This window comes from Bradyrhizobium sp. Leo78 (assembly GCF_059512425.1).
The window spans coordinates 302622-323376 of record NZ_JCAMOT010000004.1 but is presented as its reverse complement, the minus strand read 5'-3'; the positions used below and the strand labels follow the sequence as shown (position 1 = coordinate 323376).

Genomic DNA, 20755 nt, shown 5'->3' with positions numbered 1-20755 from the left:
ACATATGGGGTGTTGTACCAGACTCGCCTCACGAGTCCGTGACTGCCATTCTCGGATCAATACAGATGGGCCACGCTGGGTCTTCCGCCTCTCTCTCGATTGCCGCGCAACACATCTTTGATGGTGTCGACATGCGCGGCCCGGGGTCGGTCAGGATATCGCAGGGGCGGATTGAAAGCATCACCTTCGGCGAGGCGGCGGCACACGCCTCCATCCACCTTCCCGCAGACGCGATCCTTGCACCCGGATTCATCGACATCCAGGTGAACGGAGGCGGGGGCGTTCTTCTCAACGACCAGCCGACGGAGGCTGGCGTTCGACGCATCGTTGAGGCGCACCGTAAGCAGGGGACCACGGGCTGCCTGCCGACCCTCATCACCGATCGCAGCGAGGTCATCGAGCGATTGGCTGCAGTCGCCCAGGCTTGTCTGACGATTCCCGGCGTGCTCGGCTTTCATCTGGAAGGGCCGGCTCTCAACAGGTCTCGCAAGGGCATTCATCCGGAAGCCGAGATACGCGTGCCCGATCGGCGCGATCTCACCGCGATCAAAAGTTTTGGGGGCCGCGGCCGCTCCATTGTGACCTTGGCCCCGGAATGCGTGCCCGCGTCCATGATCGATGAATTGATTGGCGCCGGATTGCGTATCGCGGCCGGCCACAGCGACGCCACCGCAGCCGAAATCGGCCAGGTGGTCGATCGCGGTGTCTCGGGGGTGACCCACCTGTTCAATGCCATGTCGCAGTTGAACGCCCGGGAGCCGGGCTTGGTGGGCGCCGCGCTTTGGGATGACCGGCTGTTTGCAGGGATCATCTGCGACGGCATCCACGTTGACCGCGCCGGTTTGCGTGTTGCCTTCCGTTGCAAGGGACGCGATCGATTGATGCTGGTCACTGACGCCATGCCACTCGTGGGCACGAACGACCGGCAATTCACGCTGCAGGGAAGGCAGATCACGTTGCATGAAAATCGCCTGACTGGCCCCGATGGCACCCTCGCGGGTGCTCACCTCACCATGATCGAGGCGGTGCGCAACGCTGTTGAACTCGCCGGAATCTCTCTTCTCGATGCCCTCATCATGGCCTCTCGGACGCCCGCTTCATTTCTGGGCCTGGAGTCCGAGCTTGGACGGATCGCGCCTGGATACCGCGCGGACCTTGTTGCCTTCAATCCGAACTTTGAAGTCGTCGGCACATGGATAGGCGGTGTCGGTTCGATGGACGAGACGGGCGCGGCTTCTCACCGAGGTTAGATGCGCAACCATCCCATCATCGTGCAAAAATATGGCGGTGTCTGTCTCGAAACACCGGAGAAAATTCGCGCGGTCGCGCGCAGTCTTGCCGACCTGCAAGGCCGCGGTCATCGTGTCGTGGCGATTGTCTCCGCCATGGGCAAGACCACCGACCAGTTGATCCAGATGGCCTATCAGGTAAGTCCTGCTCCCAATCGCCGTGAACTCGACATGCTGCTGACGACCGGCGAGCGCATCAGCATGTCCCTGATGAGCATGGCGCTTGCCGACCTTGGCATACCCGCGATCAGCTTCACCGGCAGCCAGGCCGGTGTGATGACCGACGACTCGCATTCCTCGGCACGCATTCTGGATGTCCGGCCCATTCGCGTGCGTGAGGAACTTGATCGCGGTCGCGTCGTGGTGCTGGCAGGATTTCAGGGCGTGAACCCGGCGACGCGGGAAATCACCACGCTCGGCCGGGGCGGCAGCGACACCACGGCCGTTGCGATGGCCGCGGCGCTGAAAGCCGAACGCTGTGAAATCATCAAAGAGGTCGACGGAATTTGTTCGGCCGATCCGCGCATCGTGCCGGATGCAAGGCCGCTGCGGCGAGTGGACTTCGCATCCCTGTCCGAAATGTGTTTCTGGGGTGCAAAGATCCTGCATTTTCGCAGCGTAGAGCTGGCGCAAAGTCAGGATGTGCCGCTGGTCATCAAGCGGTGGGGCGGCGTCGAACACAGCACGCAAGTGATGAAAGAGGTTGCAGGCATGGAAAACGGAAAGGTTCTGGCCGTCAACTCGATGGCGCGCATCGAGCACGTGGAAATCGATTCCAACGATCTCAATCATGGCTTCGAAGTATTCGCGCAACATCTCAAGCAAAACAGCCTGTCCTGGCCGCAGCTCCTCGCCTCGAACTTCACGGCCGGAAAAACCAGCATGACCGTGGCCTGCGATACCGAGTGGCTCGACGCCCTGCTCCGCACGCTGGAGCACGCCAAGGACCTGCGCAAGCAGCGCGAAGCCTCAAGCTCGGTCAGTCTCACCTGCTTCGGCGGCGTTTCGTCGGAATTGCCGTTCAGGGCGTTGCAGGTTCTCGGACAACACGGGATCGTCCCCGACAGTTACGTGCTGTCGCCGCATTCGGTCAGTCTGTTCGTCCCCGTGGAGAACCGCGAGGCCGCGGTCAAGGCGCTGCATTCGCTTGTCCAGCACGCATAAAGCCGAGCGCGAGCTAAGCTCGGTCACGAACAGCCGGGCGTTCGCAAAACCATCGACATTATAATATCAGCATTGCAGCGACCCGTGTGTATCATGTCCGACATGACACTGGCTGGCTAGTGTCCGCGACGCGCTTATGAATCTGGGGGAGGCGTGGACTCGCTGGAGCGCGATCGCCCGCGAGACCGAATCGCGCTCATCGTTCGCATTGGAACTAAAATCGCCACCTATCGGTTTCTGTTTCCGATCCCTGCCATGATATGCGGATCGACGTGACGATCATAGTCCTCGGCACTAAGAAAATCGAGCGCCACCGCAGATTCGCGCGGTGTCGTGGAATCGCTCAACGCCTTGGCGGTGATCTTCGCGACCTTGTCGTAACCAAGGATCGGATTCAGAGCGGTCGCGAGCAGAAGGGCGTTCGACACGTTTCGATCAAGCTGCTGCCGGTCGATGTCCAGATCATGAATGAGACGCACCGCAAACGTCCGGCTGCTGTCCGCCAGAATCCGGATCGACTGCAGGATGTTGTAGATCAGCACGGGTTTGGCGACGTTGAGCTCGAAGTTACCCGACGCGCCCGCTGCCGTGACGGTCGCGTGATTGCCGATCACCTGAAACGCAGCCTGCGTCACCACTTCTGCGATGGTCGGGTTCCGCTTGCCCGGCATGATGGACGAGGTCAGTCCGTCATGCGGGATGACGAGCTCACCCAGGCCGCAGCGCGGGCCTGAACCCAGAAACCGGATGTCGTTCGCGACTTTGAGAAGGCACACTGCAAGCGTGTTGAGCGTGCCGGAAACTTCAACCAGGGTGTCGTGTGCGCCCATCCCCTCAAACTTGCTCCGATTGGACGTGAAGGCCAGGCCGCTCAATGCGCTCAGTTCATCGCAGAACGCCACGTCGAAGCCGGCGGCCGCGTTGAGGCCGGATCCGACCGCGGTCCCGCCCTGCACGACGACATGGAGGCGAGGCAACGCATCGTCGATCCGGGCCATGCAATTATCGATCTGGGTGTAGAAGGCCTGAAAAGCTTGTCCCATCGTCATGGGAACCGCATCCATCAAATGCGTGCGTCCGATCTTCACGACGTCCGAAAAAGATACGGCCTTCGCCGCGAGTTCGTCGCGCAGCGTTTTCAAAGCTGGCAGCAGGCGGTCGCGTATCTCCAGCGAGGCGGCAATGTGCATCACCGTTGGAAAGCTGTCGTTGGACGACTGCGAGCAATTGACGTGATCGTTGGGATGGATCGGTGCCTTCGTGCCGAGTGGCTGACCCAGCATTTCGTTGGCGCGGTTGGCAATGACCTCGTTGACGTTCATGTTGGTCTGCGTGCCGGAACCAGTCTGCCAGATCGTCAATGGAAAATGATCGTCGAAGCGGCCCTCCCGCAGTTCTACGGCAGCCAGCTCGATCGGCTCGCCAATCGCCCGATCAAGCGCGCCAAGCCGAACGTTGGCACGGGCCGCCGCGATCTTCTGCACAGCAAAAGCGCGAAACAGACACACAGGAAAACGCTCGTCACCGACTTCAAATACCCCAAGCGCGCGTTGCGTCTGCGCGCCCCAATAGCGATCGGCTGGCACTTCGATGGCGCCAAATGCGTCATGTTCGATGCGTGACTGGACCACGTTGGCTGTCCTCCCGTGGAGACTCGAAACCGGAGATTAAGTTCAGTTTGCGCTAGGCAGTTTCGACGCGCTTCCAGGCGGTCTCGTCGAACTCTCCGGCCAGTTTCGCGACGACCACCGTTGCCACCGTGTTGCCGATGACGTTGCACGTCGCAAGCGCGATTGAGAGAAAGCGATAGACGCCGAAGATCAGCGCGAGGCCGTCGACCGGCAGAATTCCGGATGCCGTGACGGTCGCGGCGAAGACGACGAAGGAACCACCCGAGACCGTGGCCGCGCCCTTCGATGTCAGAAGCATGATCGCGAGAATTCCGATTTCCTGCTCCCAACTGAGCGGCACGCCATAGGCATTGGCCAGAAAGATCACGCCCATCGACATGAACAGGGAGGTGCCGTCGAGATTGAAGGCGTATCCGGTCGGCAGGACGAGCCCGACCGTCTGCTTCGAGGCTCCATACGCCGGCAGCTTCTCCAGCAGGCGCGGCAACACGCTTTCCGAGGAGGCGGTGCCCAGCATGATGATGATTTCGTCGCGGATGTAACGCAGCAGCCGGAAGATATTGATGCTGAACATGGCGCAGACTGCGCCGAGGACCACCACAATGAAGAGGATAACCAAGGCGTAGAACGTCAGCACGAAGTATGCGAGCGAAATCAGTACGGCTGTTCCATTGGAGCCGACGGCATAGGCGACGGCGCCGAACGTTCCAATCGGCGCCAGGGCCATGATGATGTGGATGAACTCGAAGAACGCGGTCGAGATCGTGTTCAGTCCGCTCTCGATGGGGGCGCGCTTCTCCGGCGAGAGCGCCATCAGCCCGAAGCCGAAGATCAAGGCGATGACGAGAACCTGAAGCAACTCGCCGCGCGCGAAGGCCCCGACGAAATTGTCCGGGAAGACGTTGAGCAGGAACTGGTCGAATGTCGTGTGCGAGGTTGCCGCAGCCTTCGTCGCGGCTTCGGCGCCTTTGGTCGCTGTTGCCGGTGCAGTGATATGATCGAGGTTCTTGCCGACCCCGACGAGATTTCCGAACAGCAGGCCAAGTGCCAGTGCAATCGTCGAGACGATCTCGAAATAGATCATGGCGATCAGCCCGACTTTGCCGACCCGTTTGATGTCTCCGGCCGCGACGACGCCGACGGCGACCGTGAGAAAAACCAGCGGCGCGACCGCCGTCTTGATCAGCCGCAGGAAGATATCACCGAGGATCTTCAGGGAAGCGCCGAATTCGGGCCACACAAGACCAACGATGATTCCGAGCACCATGCTGACGGCAACCTGGAGACCGAGGTTCTTCCACAGGGCCTTCTTCGTTGGCTTGACGGTCTGTTCGAGAGCGATGTCGTCGCGCTGCGTTGTCGCCATGGCGGCCATGGTGTCCTCCGGGGTCATCTGTTGGGCTGAAGCGGCGCTCTGCGGCGCATTAATGAGATCGGGTGCTCGGCGCGGGCGATATCAGTCGTCGCGAGCGGCGTTCGCGCCTGAAATGTCCAAAACGCGATCGACCATCGGGCCGCACAGGCCCAAATAGTTCGCGGGATCGCAGTGACGCCTGATCGCATCCTTGCCACCGAGAGCTTCGGCGATCTCCGGCACATCAGCGAGAATGTCGGCGAGTTGTCCGCCGCCTTCGATGGCCTTGCGGCAGGCGTCATAGACGACGTCGTGCGCTTTTTGCCGCCCGAGCTTTGGCGCGGCGGCCATCATCACGGCCTCCGCAACGATGAGGCCTTGGGTGAGATCGAGATTGTCCAGCATTCGCCGCTCATGGACGACAAGGCCGGCGAGCATGAACTTGGCGTTGGCCAGCGACGAGGCGGTCAGCAGGAAGCTCTCCGGCAGCGCCACCCATTCGAGATGCCAGGGGCCGGTCGCCCGCTCGAAATCGTGGATCATGCCGTCAAGCATCGCGGCGACGTGCTGCCGCACGGCCTTCGCCGCCGCGAGCATCAGCTCGCTGGAAATGGGATTGCGCTTCTGCGGCATCGTCGACGAGGCACCACGCCCAGGCACGAACGGCTCGGAGACCTCGCCGAATTCCGACGCCGACATCAGCATCACGTCGGTCGCGATCTTCCCCAATGTGCCGGTGATGAGGCCCAGCAAAGTCACGGACTCAGCGATGCCATCCCGGGCGACGTGCCATGTGATTGACGGCTGATGCAGTCCCAGCTCGTCGCAGAACAGTTTCTGCATTTCGAGGCCGGCGGCGCCGACAGAGGCAAGCGTGCCGGCGGCCCCGGAGAATTCGCCAAGCAGGATACGCGGCAGCGCCTGATCGACGCGCTCGATATGCCGGTTAATGGAGGACAGCCAGACCGCGGCCTTGTAGCCGAACGTCACTGGAAGCGCCTGCTGGAGATGGGTTCGCCCGGCCATCGGCGTGTCGCGGTATTTCCGCGCCATCGTCGCCAGGATGTCACGGACCTCGCGCAGGTCACGCGCAACGATTTGAAGCGCTGCCCGGATCTGCAGAACGTTGGCCGTGTCCATGATGTCCTGGGTCGTCGCCCCCCAATGAACGTAACGACCAGCTTCACCCGCAGCTTCCGAAAGCTGATGCACAAGCGGAAGGATGGGATAACCGACGATCTCGGTTTCGTGACGCAGCTTTTCGACGTCGATCTTGATGGAGCGCGCAGCCGCCTCGATGGCGTTGGCGGCGGCTTTCGGCACCACGCCCAATCGGGCCTGGGCACGGGCAAGGGCGACTTCGGCTTCGATATAGCGCGCGATGAGCGCATCGTCGGCAAAGACCGCCCGCATTTCGGCAGTCCCGAACATGTCGCGAAACAAAGCCGAATCGAAAACTGTGCTGCCCATCCGTCGACCCCCTTTGGATCCTTGTGTTATATTATGTACCTACATATTAATATGTACGTACATAAAGGATGAGTCAACATCCTTTCTTGACGAATCCCACTCCCATTGGGCTTCCATTGACCGGATAGAACGGAGGCAGGTGTGGAAACGCGTTACGCTTACGTTGCTCGCCTGCTCACGGAGGCAATCGCGGGCGGTCGACATCCCATAGGTTCGGTTCTGCCCAACGAGTTCGAGCTGGCCGAACAGTTTGCCGTGAGCCGCTCGACGGTGCGTGCCGCAATGCGCGAACTTCAGGCGTCAGGCCTCGTCAGCCGCAAGCGGAATGCAGGCACCCGCGTCGAAGCGCTGACCCCGCAGCGCAGCGGTGGCGGATTTACCCAGGCGCTCGAATCCATAGAGGCCGTGCAGCGGTTCGGCGTCGAAACCGAACGCCACGTCCAGCGGGTTGCCGAGGTCGTCGCCGATGATGCGCTGGCACGGGATCTCGGATGCCAGCCCGGGCGTCGCTGGCTGCGCATTTCGAGCCTCCGCATGATCCCCGGCGATGCAACGAAGACTCCGATCTGCTGGACTGATGTCTACATTGACGACGCTTTTGCGCGCGAGGTTCGATCCAGGATGGAGGACCATCGCGACATCTTCGGCACGCTGGTGGAAAAGATATCCGGCCGGCGATTCAGCGAAATTCGTCAGGATATCCGTGCGGTCGGCGTGTCCCATGACATGGCGGAGCCTTTGAAGGCCACGCCGGGCGCGCACGCGCTTGCGATCCGGCGCCAATATCTCTTCAGCTCGAACGAGATGGCCGAAGTATCGCTCAGCATTCACCCGGCCGATCGATATAGCTACACGACTAGGTTGATGCGGAAGGATTCGGAGCGGGAGTGAGGTTCCGTGCATTGCGCTAAAACATTCCCAGCAGGAGATGATTTCAGGCGGCGCCCATAACCATCCGCAGATGTTGCGCCAGCTCGGCGCGACGGAAGGGTTTGCCGATAACGGGAAACTCGCCCTCTGCCCCGTGGCGCGACAAAGTGTCTGCCGCGTTGCCTGAAGTGAGCAAAATCTTGATGCCGCTGCAGAGGTGCTTCGCTTCGCGAGCCAGTTCAACACCGCTGATGCCTCCCGGCATCATGATATCGCTGAATAGCAGATCCAGTTTCTTGTTATCCCTCAGAATCCGGATGGCGTCGGCGCCATCTTGGGCGCAGAGGACTTCATAGCCGAGCTCTCTCAGTATTGCTGACGTGACGTCCATGACGTCGTGATCATCTTCGACCATGAGGACCCTGCCTGACCCTGCTGCTATGTCCTGGAGTTGGGTGATATCCTTCCCCACATCGGACGCTTGGCCGGATCTGGGCAGATAGAGACTGACCGTGGTTCCCATTCCGACCGTGCTTTCGATGGCGACATGGCCGCCGGATTGCCGGACGAACCCATAAACCATGCTGAGGCCGAGCCCGGTTCCTTTGCCGACCTCCTTCGTGGTGAAAAACGGTTCGAACACCCGATCCAGCGTGTCTTGCGGCATGCCGCAGCCAGTATCGGTGACGGAGAGCTTGACGTACGATCCGGACGCGACGCCGGCAATGGCGCCCTCGTCAAGGGTTATATTTCGTGCCTCGATATCCAGCCTGCCGCCGTCCGGCATGGCGTCGCGCGCGTTCAGGGCCAGGTTGAGGAGTGCTGTCTCCAGCTGCGCAGGGTCAAGATGGCATGGCCACAGTTGATCATCCGCGACAAGGTTGATCTTGCACCTGTCCCCGAGTGCGCGAAGGATCAGTCCCTGAAAATCCCGAATGAGAGCATCAATGTGAATGGTCTTCGGGTTCAGCTTCTGCCGTCGGGAAAAAGCGAGAAGCTGCGCGGTCAGGCTCGCACCCCGGTCGGCGGCCTTCCGCGCCGCTACTGCGAGTCTCTGGACGCATTTGTCGTCTGCCGTACGGCTCTCGATAAGTTCGAGATTGCCGGAAATCACCATCAGCAAATTGTTGAAGTCGTGGGCAACGCCGCCCGTGAGCTGACCGACGGCCTCCATTTTTTGGCTCTGATGAAGCTGTTCTTCCATCAAGCGCCGTGCCTCGACGGCGTGCTTCTGTTCGGTGATGTCTCGAAACAGGATGACGATGCCTTCGCCGGATGGGAATGCATTGACCGCGTACCAGACATCTCGGAAGAACGTTTCGACAGACGCGGAGCTCTGTTCCGACATCGCCGTATGTGCTCGGGCCGAGAGGTCTTTGTCGGTCCAATCCGGAAAGATCTCGCACAGATTCATGCCGATGAGGTCATATCCTACCGCGAGCTGCGCCTTCGCCCTTTCGTTCAGATAAGTGATGTACCATCCTGTATCGACGATAAGGACGCAGTCGGTCGTGCTCTCGAATATCGTCGTGATCCGAGCCGCTGCCTGCTCGGCTTTCTCCTTGGCATCGTGCAGCTCGTGTTCGCGGTTCGCGAGCGCATCGGCCATGGTGTTGAATGCGTCGGCGACCCGGGTAATCTCTGATCCTTTGTCCCGGATATGCACTCGACGCGCGTAGTCGCCAAGCCGCCATTGGTTGGCCGCATCAACCATTTGTCCCAGCGGATGCTGGATGAACCGACGGGCACCAAACCAGGTCAAGGCCAGCACCACCGACGTGCCCAGGACAATCAGAAGGATGCCTAGCCGCGTACGACGTTGGATCTGACTGAAGGCCAGCGTCTTGTCGACGCCGAAGGTAACAAAAATCTCTCCGGCGTCTGCTTGCAGCGCCGTGTAGCCTACGATCCGTTCTACACCGTCAATGTCGCGCGCGGTTGTTGTGCCCGAGTGATCCGAGTGCAAGTAACGGTCATCGGGTATCCTCCGGCCGACGAACTGGTCGTTACGAGGATAGCGTGCGAGGTACGTGCCGTTGCGGTCTCTAATGGCGAGGGCGACGCCGGGGGGCGGGCCCTTCTGGGCGAGATAATGAGCCAGCCAATCGAGGCTGAGGGCGGCTATTACGACGCCGCCCATGTGGCCATCTTCGTCGTAGAATGGCAGGGCAAAGTGGAGAACGTTGCGGCCGGTCGCTCGGCCGTGCGCGAACTCTCCGACGGTAAACTTGCTGGTTTTCAGGACGTTGGCAAAGTAGGCGCGCCCGGCGGCGGTCGTGGGCTTGTAATCGCTGGTCGAGTCGCAGAACGAATCGCCATTCATGTCGACCACAATAAAATCAATGAACTCCGGATAGCGCTGCTTGATTCTGGAGAGGTAAGCCTCGCATCCGCGGGCGTCCTTCGCCTTGACCGCGGGAAGCTCCGAGAGTGCAATCAATGCCTGGCGAATTCCTTGGATGATCTGCTGCTGCTCGGCGGCGGCGAGCTTGGCGAGACCAAGCGCCAGCTCTTGCACTTCCATTTGGTGCGAGAAACGGAGGTCGAACTCATTGTACAACTGGATTGCGATTCCAGGCAGAAGGGCAAACGCCACCAGGGCAAACAGCCGCAACAATAAAGCCACTGCCTAATTTCCAGGACGAGAAATCTGACGTTGCAGGCTGTAGAGCTTTGGCGCGCGAGGACGGTGCAGGGCGTCACGCCCGCAGCACATCTTGGCTTCGCGATCACGGTAATCGGTCCGACCGACCAGCGGACGTCGTGCGTGTCGCCTTCGTGTCATCTCTTACTTCTCTGCTGTTCCAATTGGGGGAGGGCAGTACATCGGCTTTGTTACGGCGCGATTTCGGTGTTTCGAGTTTTGTCACCGTGGTGCCATATTTGTCGCGCCAACGACCAACGTCGCGTTGTTTGTTACAGTTGAAACGGAGCGCCGCTGGGAGGAGCGTTACGAGGGACTCGTACTCATCCTCGACCCAACATCGAAGCGTTCGTGGCAAGAGACGGTGCATGAGAAGATGGGTGCGCCCCACGCTTCAAGCGTGGCCGCTTGCGGGCCGCCGCTGGAGGATCGAAGGCGCTGCTATGGCATGGGCATCGTTCGAAATGCACGCTGGGTCAACAATCTGCACCGCACCCGACTCTGCGGCCCGCTTGCCGAATGCATTTTCGCGAATCTACCGGCAGCGGTTTGGCCTGACGCCACGCCAGGACCGATTGGTCGATGAGATCATGATCCGACGGAGTCGGATCATGATCTCATCTCTTTGTTTGAGCACGATCTTTTGTCACGCCAGCAAGATGGCATCGATCTCGACGGCGAAATCGATGAAGCTGCTCTGAGTCAACGTGCGGGCCGGTGGTGGATCACCAATATATTCCGCAAACAGCTGATTGAACGCGGGGATGTCCTCGAGAGACCGCAGATAGACATTTATCTTCACGGCGTGCCGAAGCGAAAGACCCGATGCACGCGCCACGGCTTCGAGGTTGTCGAGCGCAAGACGAGCTTGCTCAACGAACGGCGCATCGCTGATGCGCCGCCCGTCCCTTGTCCGAGGTGTTTGGCCGGCAAGAAAGACGAATCGTCCTTCTGCGCTGATGGCCTGCGAATAGGGACCCGCCGGTGGGGGCGCCGCGACGGTCGAGATCGCCTGGCGGGTCGTCATGCAACTGCCCCGCGCTTTTTCTTCAGCGTGTCCAGCGTGCGAACGATGCGATCCAGCGCTGAGCTCCACTCGGTCTCATCGCGCGCGTAGCAAACCCGAAAGTGGCCACCACTTGCAGGGCCAAATTGGTATCCGGGACTGACCAACGCTCCAGCCTCCGTGAGAAGAGCCTCGGCCACGGCCGGCCCGGGCAGTTCAAGGGCGCTGACGTCGACCCACGCATAGGCGGTGCCACGTTGCGGCCGCCACTTGAGCCAGGGAAGCTGACACAGCTTCTGCTCGGTGAGTGTCCTTAGCGCGGTGAAGGCGGTCATTCGCTCCGCCAGCCAGGCATGGTCGTCGCGCAGCCAGCAAGTGAGGAGGTGCTGCGCATAAGCAGGCGCACGCAGCGCAGTGACGGACAGCACGTCCTCAATGCGCGTAGCTATCTTCTCCGGTGCAACCACCACGCCAAGGCGATAGCCGCTCAAGGATTCGGTCTTGCTCGGCCCCAGCAATGTCACTGTACGCTCAAACATTCCGCGCTGCTCGGCCAGGTGAGTGAAAGATCCTTCGTGTATCAGCCTGGAATAGAGTTCATCCACCAGGACAGTGACATCGTAGCGCTTTGCCAGCTCCGCAATACGGCCGATCACTGCCTCCGAAAATACTGCGCCAGACGGATTGTTCGGATGAGAGAATACGAACAGCCGAGCGCCGCGGTTCGCAAATTCGGCTTCCAGGACGTCGAAGTCCGGATGTGGGTCGCCGGCATCGAGATGCAGCGGAACGTGGCCCGGCTCTGCGCCAAGGAAACGCACAATCCGTTCGCTGAAGAGATAGTCCGGATCCATCAGAGCGACACGATCGCCTTCCTGCACCAGCGCGCTCAGGGACGCGAACAATCCGCCTTGCGTGCCGGGCGTCAGGATCACGTTTTCGCCGGGGCGCAGCGTGATCCCAATAAACTTGCCCGTGCTATCCGCCACGTTCTTGAGGACGTTGGGATGGCCGCGGTAACCCGTGTAGGCGAGAGCTCCATCGCGCGCGGCGCGGCCGAATGTCTCGTCGGCCCAGGGAGGTGGCGGAAACCTCACGGTGTCGAAATGGGTTGTGTCAAGAAAACCGACTGGGGCCTTGGCCAGCAAATCGAGATCCGCTTGTCGTACTGATTTGCCTCCCAAGCCGGCGCGGCCAGAAATTCTCAAGCGAGCTAGACGGTCTTGTGACGCGCTTTGTCGAGCAGGATCGTGCATCTGGGTTCTCCAGAGATGATGGGAATAATATCAAGGAGAGCATCCGCCGCGATCTTGACCGCGACGGATCCGGGCTAAGCGCGCCCGCTATGAATAACTTCGGCTTCCGGCAACAACCACTTGCCGTCCTTCAGGACGACCTTGCCGTCGAGCGAGAGGGTCGGCTTCCACATCAGTGAATCGAAATGAGTGAGGGTCTTCACCTCACCGCCGAGCAGGACACTGGTCCCGATGCCGATATGGGCCGTCCCGTAAACGCCTTCGTCGTGCAGCATCACGCCTTCCATGGGGCAATGCGGATTGAGGCCGAACGATATCTGGGCGATGTTGTAGACGGCCGGGTCTCCCTGACGGGCCAGCAGTTGATCGAGGAAGTCCGCCTGATAGCCGCCGGAGATCCTGGTCACGCGACCATTGGCGACATCGAACTTTATCGGCTGCTTCACGAGGCCGACCCCGTAATATGGGATGCTCGCGTCCACGACAATTACGCCTTCTGAAGTCCCCTCAATGGGAGAGGAGCTGCATTCGATGTTGGGCACGGTCGTGAAGTCGCCCGGCTTGCGAACCAAGCCGCAATGCGGGTTCGAGGGACGGCCCTTCAGGCTGAGACGCAAATCCGTTCCTGCGGGTGTGGTGAGATGCACCTTGTCGCAGTTGGCGAGAAGTTCGCCGACTTTAAAGCAGAGTGGCCGGATCGCTTCAAAATCGGCGTTGATGCCACCGGTCACCAGCATGTTCGGATTGAACTGCGACAGCATGATGCCGCGCGCGCCATTTCCGATCGCGGTGCGGGTTGCATAGGTATGAGTGATTGACTGTTTGACCGGCGTGAACAGGACGTTGGCCGCGGACATGGCCGCAGCAACTGTCTTGGTCGGCTCTTCTCCGTCGATCGACCTTGGCGGCATGACAATGATGTTGACCGCGTCGGTACGCTCGAGTGCCGCCGCAGCGACCGCTTCGGCGACACGATGCCCGGCGAAATCAGTCACGATTACGACTTCCTCCCCCGGCTGCACATTCGCGCACGTCGTCACCAGTTTGCGGGCGCCCCGCAGCATCAGCAGATTGTCCAAGTCACCGTCTCCTTCATGATTTTTGTCGCATTCGACGACTGAAGCCGCCGATGCACGCGACCGGGTGTCCGCCCGGGTTGGTTCATCTCAATTCGACCAATGGTCTTTTATTTCGTTAAAAAACATTTTGCAAGAGATGGCTCTGAGGCGGGAAGAAAGCGAGCTGGCGAAAAGTGAGGCATATTGCTCGCAAATGGAGCGGAAATTTTGAAGCATTGATGGAATTCAGCGCATCTCGGAGGTTGCACGAGATTGTTTTTTATGTAGATAATATCCCACAGAAGGCGTTGCCGGGAGGATCGAGTTTATGGGCTATCGTATTGCCGTGGATATCGGCGGGACCTTTACCGACGGCGTGATCGAGAAAATCTCCGACGGTCGAGTTTACCTGGCCAAGCGTTTGACGACCCCAAGTGACCCTGGCGAGGCACTCTCCAATGTCGTCAATGACCTGCTTGCGGCGGTTGCGGCGCGTGCGAAGCGAAATGTCTCCGCCGACGTAGCGGAGGTGATTCACGGCAGCACGCTCGTCACGAATTCACTCATCGAGCGAAAAGGCGTTCCCACTGCGCTCGTCGCCACGGCGGGGACAGCCGACGTGATCGATATCCGGCGCGAGGTTCGCTATGACCTCTATGATCTCGATATCGAGATGCCTGAGCCGCTGGTTCCTGCCGAGCGTCGCTTCGAGATCGTTGAGCGCACCACGGCGGACGGCGCAGTTCTGAAGCGCCCCCAAGATGCGCTTGGCGATCTCGTCGCGAAGTTGCGGACGGCCAATGTGCAGTCCATCGCCGTCTCGCTTCTTCATTCCTGCGTCAATGCGGCCAACGAAAATGAAGTTGGAGCGGCGCTCCGTGATGCCTTTCCCGGAATGTGCGTGAGCCTCTCGTCGCGGGTCGCTGGCGAAATCCGCGAATATGAGCGGACGACGACCACCGTCGCCAATGCTTATGTGCAGCCAATCGTCAGGCGATATCTCGGTGAGCTGGAGAGCCGGCTGCGGCAGGCGGGAATCGATGCGAGCTTGCGCATCATGGTATCGAGCGGCGGTACCAGTTCGGTGGCCGCGGCTGCGGAAGTGCCGATCTCCACGATCGAGTCCGGTCCCGCCGGCGGTGTGCTGAGTGCGACGAACGCCGGCCGCGCCGCGGGTTTCGATGACATTCTGGCCTTTGATATGGGCGGCACCACCGCCAAGATTTGCACGATCCTCTCTGGCGCTCCCTCTGTTGTGCACGTCTTCGAGGCTGCCCGCGTGCGGCGCTTCAAGAAGGGCAGTGGCTTTCCGCTTCTGGTGGCCAGCATCGATCTCATTGAAATCGGTGCGGGCGGCGGAAGCATCGCGAGGACGAGTGAGCTGGGGTTGCTCACCGTCGGCCCGCAAAGCGCCGGTGCGGAGCCGGGTCCAGCCTGCTATGGCCAAGGCGGCCAACAGCCCACGGTAACAGACGCTGATCTGGCGCTCGGATATCTCAATCCAGATTATTTTCTGGGTGGGCGCATGCGTCTCGATCTTGATGCGGCGATGCGAGCGCTTCGCACTCTGGGTGAGCGTCTGACGCTTTCGGCCGAGGCGGTCGCCAAGGGGATCTTCAATGTTGTCAACGAGGCGATGGCGGGGGCTGCCAGGGTTCATATTGCGGAGAAAGCGCAAGATCCGCGCAAATTCACCTTGGTGGCAACCGGAGGTGCGGGTCCTGTTCACGCGGTGGAAATTGCACGCAAGCTGCGCGTCCCGAGGGTGCTCTTTCCCATCGCCGTCGGCACGGGGTCATGCCTTGGCTTTCTGGCTGCGCCGGTGCGAGTCGATCGGTCCTGGTCACGGTCGACGCGAATCGATGCCATTGATTGGGCCGAGCTGGCGAGAGTGCTTGCCGGCCTGAAGGTCGATGCCGAGGCCGAGTTGAGCGCAGCGGCGCCGCGTGACGCCGAGGTTGATTGGCAACTGCTGGTCGAGATGCGCTATGCGGGCCAGGGCGCAAATCTCACGGTCGCATTCCCTTTCCGGAATCCGGACGCAGCGTTCAGGGCCGATCTCGTGGATGCGTTTCAGCGCAAATATCAAGAGAACTATGGCGGGTTGTTGCCGTCGGGTACGCCCGAAACCGTCACGTGGCGCGTCGTGGGCGCGACCCGTCAGGACGTCAGGCATTTCGTCTGGCCGACCAAGCAGGATCCCGGGGGCGCGGCCCGCCCCAAGGCTCGCAGAGTCATCTTCAGGACCGAGACAGACACCTTCGAGGAGGTGCCGGTGTACGAAAGATACGCCGTGCCGGCGGGCTGCTGCGTGGAAGGACCGCTGATCCTGGAGGAAGAGGAATCAACCATCGTCGTTCCAATGGCAGCTCGGGTGGAGATTCTCAAGAATCTCAGTGTCCTCGTTCATTTGGAGGTTCGGCCATGAACGGCATCGATCCGATTTCGCTGGAAATTCTGTGGACCCGTTTGGTCAGCCTCGTGGATGAAGCTGCGGCAACCCTGGTGCGCACGTCATTCTCGACAATCGTACGAGAGTCCAACGACTATGCCGTCGTGCTGCTGGATCGCGATTGCCAATTGCTTGCTCAGTCGAGCCAGAGCATTCCGTCTTTCATCTGCACGCTGCCGGCGACGGTTCGCCATTTCCTGAAGGTTTTTCCGCGGGAGAAGCTGCGTCCCGGCGACGTCATGATCACAAACGATCCTTGGCTCGGCACCGGGCATCTTCCCGACATCAACGTTGCGGTTCCGATCTTCCGAGGCGAGGAGCTGGTGGGCTTTTCCGGCACAGCGGCCCATGCACCCGACATCGGCGGACGGCTGCGTTCGCCGAGCACCGCGGAGCTTTTCGAAGAGGGGCTGCGCATTCCGCCGACAAAGCTGGTCGATGGTGGCGTCACCAACGAGACATTGGTCGAAATCATCCGCAACAATGTGCGTGTGCCTGATCAGGTCATGGGCGACCTGTGGGCGCAGGTCGCAGCGAACAAGATGCTGGCAAGACGGCTGCTCGACACGCTCGAAGATACCGGTTGCGAGCTGACATCCGTCGGAAACGAAATGCAGCTCCGCGCTGAAGGCGCGATGCGTGACGCAATTCGTGCCCTGCCGAACGGCACCTATGAAAATGAAATCAGCGTCGACGGCTTCGTCGAGCCGGTGGTCATTCGCTGTCGCATCGATGTCGGTGACGAGGCCGTGAGCGTTGACTATGCCGGTTCATCGCTCCAATTGCCGAAGGCCATCAACGTCGTTCCGATCTACACGTTTGCGTATACGGCCTACTCTCTCAAATGCGTGCTGGCGCCGAACGTACCCAACAACGATGGCTCGTTCCGGCCCATTGCCGCCACGGCTCCGCTGGGCTCAATCCTCAATCCACGTTTTCCCGCGGCGGTCAGCGCACGGGCCATGACAGGGCACCTCATTCCGCCAGCCGTCATGGGCGCGCTCGCGCCTGTCATACCCAACAAGGTGCGGGCGGCGTCTGGCTCGCCTTTGTGGTGCGTTCATTTATCAGGACAGCACCAAGGCCAGCGCTTCACGTCCACTTTTTTCCTCAACGGAGGGCAGGGCGCCGGTGCGAACGGGGCTGGTCTGCCGACCCTGAGTTTTCCGAGCAATCTTTCCAACACTCCGATCGAGGTCATCGAATCCCAGGCTCCGGTGCGCGTCCAACGTCGCGCCCTGAGACGAGGCACCGGCGGCCGTGGGCTGCATTGCGGCGGAGACGGACAGGTGTTCGAACTCCTGTTGCTCGCCGATAGTCCGGTCACCGTGTCCTTCATGGCGGATCGTCTCAGGACTCCCGCCCCCGGATTGCAGGGAGGCGGGCACGGAGCAACAGGGCGGGTTCTTCTCGACGGCGCGCCGGTGGATCCCCGTGAGATTTTGATCGTCCAGCCCGGCGCCCGGCTGACGCTCGAGACGCCAGGAGGCGGCGGCTTCGGCGCGGCACCCATTTAGGAAGTTATTACAACAACAGGTTTGGAATCCCAAGGCAGGACGAAATGAAGACAGGCACGTGGACTGCAATCGGTGCGGCGCTCTTCTCTTTGTGGGTGGGAGCGATCCACGCGGAAGAATGGACGCCGAAGAAACCGATTGAAATTGTCGTAGGATTCGCCCCAGGTGGAGGTAGCGATCAAGCCGCCCGAATAATTGCTGCGGCTGCGCAGGAAAGCTTTCCGGTCCCCTTGGTCGTGACCAATAAGCCAGGTGCCGCGGGCGTTCTCGCCGCGCAGCAGGTCGCGCGGTCCAAGCCCGACGGATACACGTTGCTCGTAGCCGGCGGCTCGGAGACGACGTCCGTTCCGGCCCATCGCGAAGTGCCGTACGATCCGGACAAAGATTTCACATCGATCATCCGCCTGACCAACAATCCCTTCTTCTTTATCGTCGCCGCCAATTCACCGTTCAAGACGATCGAGGACGTTATCGCCGCGGCCAAAGCCAAGCCCGGTGAGATTTCGCAGGCCAATACCGGCCTCGGCGGTCTGACGCATTCTGCCGGAGTGCTGCTCGAGCGTGCCGCGGGTGTGAAACTTAAACACGTTCCGTATCAGGGCGGTTCGCCGGCGATTCAGGCGTTGATCGCTGGCCAGATTGACATTGCCCTGGGAGCGACCGAGGAAATCGAAGGCCAGGTGCAGGCGAACACGATCCGTATCCTTGCCAGCACTGGCGCGGAGCGCTCCAGCCATTATCCCGACGTGCCGACCTTGAAGGAAAAGGGATACGACGTGGTGTGCACCAACATGAAGGGTCTTGTTGGTCCGGCCGGTCTGCCGCCTGACGTCGTCAAATATCTCCACGATAGGTTCCATCAGGCGATGGATCGCGATACCTGGCGAAAATTTGCCGAGCGGGTCGGCGAGCCCTCCAACTATCGGAATGCAGCGGAGTTTGCATCAGCTCAACAGGAGCAACTCACGCGCATCAAGGCGGCTCTCAAACAATGAGCCGTTCGTCCGAATGCGGTGCGTGCTTGGCTCGCAACGCCGGTCAGCGCTGACATCCTTCGAAAGGATCGAGATGAACCGGGACGTGATTGCAGGATTGCTGGTGCTCGCAATCGGCATAGTGACGCTGCTGCTTGTCGCACGATTGCCTGCTGATGCGGGGGAGACGGCCGGCGCCGCTTACTTGCCCAGGCTTATTGCCTATGGAGTACTCGCGACAGGCGCCTTCATTGGCGCGCAGGGTTTGAGAGCGCCGGTGAAAATGGCGGCCTGGTCGTGGCGTCCTCTCAGCGCGCTGATACTCGGCGTGCTGACCTTCGGCCTTCTGATCGAACATGCCGGACTTGTCCTCGCCGGCGGCTGTTGCGCTTTCATCGGATCGCTCGCCGCTCCATTTCCCGGCTGGAAGCAACGCTGCGCCACCATCATCATCATCTGCGCTCTGGCCGTCTTGATCTTCAAATATCTCCTCGGACTCAATATCAGCGTGTGGCCGACATGGATCTCCTGAACAATCTCATCTACGGGATGAGCGTCGCGGTCAGTCTGCAGAATCTCGGCTTCTGTTTCCTTGGCGCACTCTTGGGGACACTGATCGGTGTTCTTCCCGGCATCGGGCCGCTGGCGACTTTCGCGATCCTGCTCCCGATCTCGTTCTATCTTCCGCCCGTCGGCGCGATCATCATGCTCGCCGGCGTCTACTACGGCGCTCAGTACGGCGGCTCGATCACGTCGATCCTCGTCAACATTCCCGGCGAGGCATCGACTGTCGTCACCTGTCTTGATGGTCACCAGATGGCGCTGCAAGGGCGCGCGGGTGCCGCGCTGGCCACAGCCGCGCTCGGCTCGTTCTTTGCCGGCTGCGTCGTTACGGTGTTCATCGCCATCGCGGGGCCGACGCTGGTCAAGTTGGCGCTGCTGTTCGGGCCCGAGGAATACGTCGCGTTGCTGGCACTTGGCCTCGTCTCAGGAGTGCTGTTGTCCGGAGGCTCCATTGCGAAAGCCATCGCCATGGTGCTGATAGGGATATTGCTTAGTCTGGTAGGGATGGACGTCAATTCGGGCGTCGAACGTTTCACCTTTGGAATGTTCGAACTCTCGGATGGGCTGGGTTTCACGGCAGTCTCGATCGGCCTGTTCGGAATCGCCGAGATTGCCTCTAGTCTGGAGGACACCAACGGCAAGGGGCGCAACATTGCAAAGATTACAAGCCTCTGGCCGACCCGCGATGACTTCAAGCGGTCATGGGCGCCTGTCCTGCGCGGCACTGCTCTCGGAACGCTGCTCGGGATCCTGCCAGGCGGCGGCGGGACCATCGCGGCGTTTGGCGCCTATAGCCTGGAGCGCAAAGTCTCGCGACGACCAGGAATGTTCGGGCGCGGCGCGGTGGAAGGTGTGGCCGGTCCGGAATCAGCCAACAATGCTGCGTCTCAGGCCAATTTCATTCCCATGCTAAGCCTTGGCATCCCGCCAAATGCGCTGATGGCACTCATGATGGGGGCGATGATCACGCACGGCATCGCGCCGGGGCCGCAGGTCATGATACGTCAGCCGGACCTTTTCTGGGGACTGATCGCCAGCATGTGGATCGGAAACCTGATCCTGGTGATCCTGAATCTTCCTCTGATAGGAATCTGGGTTTCCCTGCTTCGCATCAAGTATGTATTTCTGTTTCCCGGCATCCTCGTGCTCGCGGCGATCGGTGCGTTCGCGGAGAGCAATCAAATCTTCGACATCTATGTGCTGACCGGGTTTGCAGTCCTTGGATACGCGCTCAAGAAGCTGGATTTTCCTGTGGCGCCGCTGTTGCTGGGGCTGGTGCTGGGCAAGCAGCTTGACGAACAACTGCGCCGCGCGCTGCTGCTCTCCGATGGAGATTGGACGACGTTCATCCGGCATCCGATTGCACTCGGGTTAATAATCTTTACGGCCGTGCTCGTGGTGTTGATCGCGCTTCCCTCACTGCGCCGCTCTCGGGACGAAGCGCTTCAGGGTGAGGAAGGGGCTTCGTCGTCTGCTTCCAACCTTCCAGCGGCATAGCGAAGGAGA

Annotated in this window: 15 protein-coding genes; 8 read left to right on the top strand and 7 right to left on the bottom strand. The window is 60.6% G+C overall.

What is annotated here, in order from left to right; all coding sequences use genetic code 11:
* Nucleotides 1–65: 65 nt before the first annotated feature.
* Together nagA and AC5ZG1_RS07985 are read left to right on the top strand one after the other, a co-directional pair.
* On the top strand, nucleotides 66–1250 hold the full coding sequence (gene nagA / locus AC5ZG1_RS07990) for an N-acetylglucosamine-6-phosphate deacetylase (protein WP_496132503.1): 1185 nt from the start codon (nucleotides 66–68) through the stop codon (nucleotides 1248–1250).
* A complete protein-coding gene (locus AC5ZG1_RS07985; RefSeq protein WP_496132502.1) occupies nucleotides 1251–2453 on the top strand; it encodes an aspartate kinase in 1203 nt (400 codons plus the stop codon).
* Nucleotides 2454–2680: 227 nt separating this feature from the next.
* Here AC5ZG1_RS07985 and AC5ZG1_RS07980 read toward each other — a convergent pair whose 3' ends face one another.
* The 3 genes from AC5ZG1_RS07980 to AC5ZG1_RS07970 all read right to left on the bottom strand — a co-directional run bounded on the left by AC5ZG1_RS07980 (nucleotide 2681) and on the right by AC5ZG1_RS07970 (nucleotide 6908).
* Nucleotides 2681–4084 carry a class II fumarate hydratase gene (locus AC5ZG1_RS07980; protein ID WP_496132501.1) on the bottom strand — a complete coding sequence of 468 codons (1404 nt, stop codon included), beginning with the start codon at nucleotides 4082–4084 and terminating at the stop codon, nucleotides 2681–2683.
* A gap of 52 nt (nucleotides 4085–4136) precedes the next feature.
* Nucleotides 4137–5450 (bottom strand): cation:dicarboxylate symporter family transporter, encoded by a 1314-nt coding sequence (locus tag AC5ZG1_RS07975; RefSeq protein WP_456643830.1) that lies wholly within the window; start codon nucleotides 5448–5450, stop codon nucleotides 4137–4139.
* Between the two features lie 90 nt (nucleotides 5451–5540).
* Complete coding sequence (locus tag AC5ZG1_RS07970; RefSeq protein ID WP_496132500.1) at nucleotides 5541–6908, bottom strand: class-II fumarase/aspartase family protein; 1368 nt, start codon at nucleotides 6906–6908, stop codon at nucleotides 5541–5543.
* Between the two features lie 141 nt (nucleotides 6909–7049).
* On the opposite strand from AC5ZG1_RS07970, the gene AC5ZG1_RS07965 reads away from it, so the two are divergent.
* A complete protein-coding gene (locus AC5ZG1_RS07965) occupies nucleotides 7050–7799 on the top strand; it encodes a GntR family transcriptional regulator (protein WP_464344041.1) in 750 nt (249 codons plus the stop codon).
* A 43-nt stretch (nucleotides 7800–7842) separates the two neighbouring features.
* Here AC5ZG1_RS07965 and AC5ZG1_RS07960 read toward each other — a convergent pair whose 3' ends face one another.
* The 4 genes from AC5ZG1_RS07960 to AC5ZG1_RS07945 form a co-directional block, all read right to left on the bottom strand.
* The gene (locus tag AC5ZG1_RS07960; protein WP_496132499.1) at nucleotides 7843–10404 is read right to left on the bottom strand and encodes an ATP-binding protein; all 2562 of its coding nucleotides are present in this window, start codon (nucleotides 10402–10404) and stop codon (nucleotides 7843–7845) included.
* A 664-nt stretch (nucleotides 10405–11068) separates the two neighbouring features.
* Nucleotides 11069–11449, bottom strand: coding sequence for a RidA family protein (locus tag AC5ZG1_RS07955; RefSeq protein ID WP_496132498.1), 381 nt, complete (start codon nucleotides 11447–11449; stop codon nucleotides 11069–11071).
* On the bottom strand, nucleotides 11446–12684 hold the full coding sequence (locus AC5ZG1_RS07950) for an aminotransferase class I/II-fold pyridoxal phosphate-dependent enzyme (protein WP_496132497.1): 1239 nt from the start codon (nucleotides 12682–12684) through the stop codon (nucleotides 11446–11448). The genes AC5ZG1_RS07955 and AC5ZG1_RS07950 overlap by 4 nt, the downstream gene beginning before the upstream one ends.
* A 74-nt stretch (nucleotides 12685–12758) precedes the next feature.
* Nucleotides 12759–13763, bottom strand: coding sequence for an aminopeptidase (locus AC5ZG1_RS07945; protein WP_496132496.1), 1005 nt, complete (start codon nucleotides 13761–13763; stop codon nucleotides 12759–12761).
* A gap of 325 nt (nucleotides 13764–14088) precedes the next feature.
* Here AC5ZG1_RS07945 and AC5ZG1_RS07940 point away from each other — a divergent pair, with 325 nt between their 5' ends.
* The 5 genes from AC5ZG1_RS07940 to AC5ZG1_RS07920 all read left to right on the top strand — a co-directional run bounded on the left by AC5ZG1_RS07940 (nucleotide 14089) and on the right by AC5ZG1_RS07920 (nucleotide 20746).
* A complete protein-coding gene (locus AC5ZG1_RS07940) occupies nucleotides 14089–16170 on the top strand; it encodes a hydantoinase/oxoprolinase family protein (RefSeq protein WP_496132495.1) in 2082 nt (693 codons plus the stop codon).
* On the top strand, nucleotides 16167–17711 hold the full coding sequence (locus AC5ZG1_RS07935) for a hydantoinase B/oxoprolinase family protein (RefSeq protein ID WP_496132494.1): 1545 nt from the start codon (nucleotides 16167–16169) through the stop codon (nucleotides 17709–17711). Before AC5ZG1_RS07940 ends, AC5ZG1_RS07935 begins: the two co-directional genes overlap by 4 nt.
* Nucleotides 17712–17755: 44 nt before the next feature.
* On the top strand, nucleotides 17756–18706 hold the full coding sequence (locus tag AC5ZG1_RS07930) for a Bug family tripartite tricarboxylate transporter substrate binding protein (protein ID WP_130223268.1): 951 nt from the start codon (nucleotides 17756–17758) through the stop codon (nucleotides 18704–18706).
* A gap of 73 nt (nucleotides 18707–18779) precedes the next feature.
* Nucleotides 18780–19217 (top strand): tripartite tricarboxylate transporter TctB family protein, encoded by a 438-nt coding sequence (locus tag AC5ZG1_RS07925; protein ID WP_496132493.1) that lies wholly within the window; start codon nucleotides 18780–18782, stop codon nucleotides 19215–19217.
* Nucleotides 19205–20746 carry a tripartite tricarboxylate transporter permease gene (locus tag AC5ZG1_RS07920; protein WP_496132492.1) on the top strand — a complete coding sequence of 514 codons (1542 nt, stop codon included), beginning with the start codon at nucleotides 19205–19207 and terminating at the stop codon, nucleotides 20744–20746. Before AC5ZG1_RS07925 ends, AC5ZG1_RS07920 begins: the two co-directional genes overlap by 13 nt.
* Nucleotides 20747–20755 lie beyond the last annotated feature (9 nt).

What these genes read in the sequence shown, in the direction of transcription:
- AC5ZG1_RS07935 (WP_496132494.1), top strand. Translation starts at nt 16,167, where the DNA reads ATGAACGGCATCGATCCGATTTCGCTGGAAATTCTGTGGACCCGTTTG.
- AC5ZG1_RS07955 (WP_496132498.1), bottom strand. Translation starts at nt 11,449, where the DNA reads ATGACGACCCGCCAGGCGATCTCGACCGTCGCGGCGCCCCCACCGGCG.
- AC5ZG1_RS07970 (WP_496132500.1), bottom strand. Translation starts at nt 6,908, where the DNA reads ATGGGCAGCACAGTTTTCGATTCGGCTTTGTTTCGCGACATGTTCGGG.
- AC5ZG1_RS07925 (WP_496132493.1), top strand. Translation starts at nt 18,780, where the DNA reads ATGAACCGGGACGTGATTGCAGGATTGCTGGTGCTCGCAATCGGCATA.
- nagA (WP_496132503.1), top strand. Translation starts at nt 66, where the DNA reads ATGGGCCACGCTGGGTCTTCCGCCTCTCTCTCGATTGCCGCGCAACAC.
- AC5ZG1_RS07950 (WP_496132497.1), bottom strand. Translation starts at nt 12,684, where the DNA reads ATGCACGATCCTGCTCGACAAAGCGCGTCACAAGACCGTCTAGCTCGC.
- AC5ZG1_RS07985 (WP_496132502.1), top strand. Translation starts at nt 1,251, where the DNA reads ATGCGCAACCATCCCATCATCGTGCAAAAATATGGCGGTGTCTGTCTC.
- AC5ZG1_RS07920 (WP_496132492.1), top strand. Translation starts at nt 19,205, where the DNA reads ATGGATCTCCTGAACAATCTCATCTACGGGATGAGCGTCGCGGTCAGT.
- AC5ZG1_RS07930 (WP_130223268.1), top strand. Translation starts at nt 17,756, where the DNA reads ATGAAGACAGGCACGTGGACTGCAATCGGTGCGGCGCTCTTCTCTTTG.
- AC5ZG1_RS07975 (WP_456643830.1), bottom strand. Translation starts at nt 5,450, where the DNA reads ATGGCGACAACGCAGCGCGACGACATCGCTCTCGAACAGACCGTCAAG.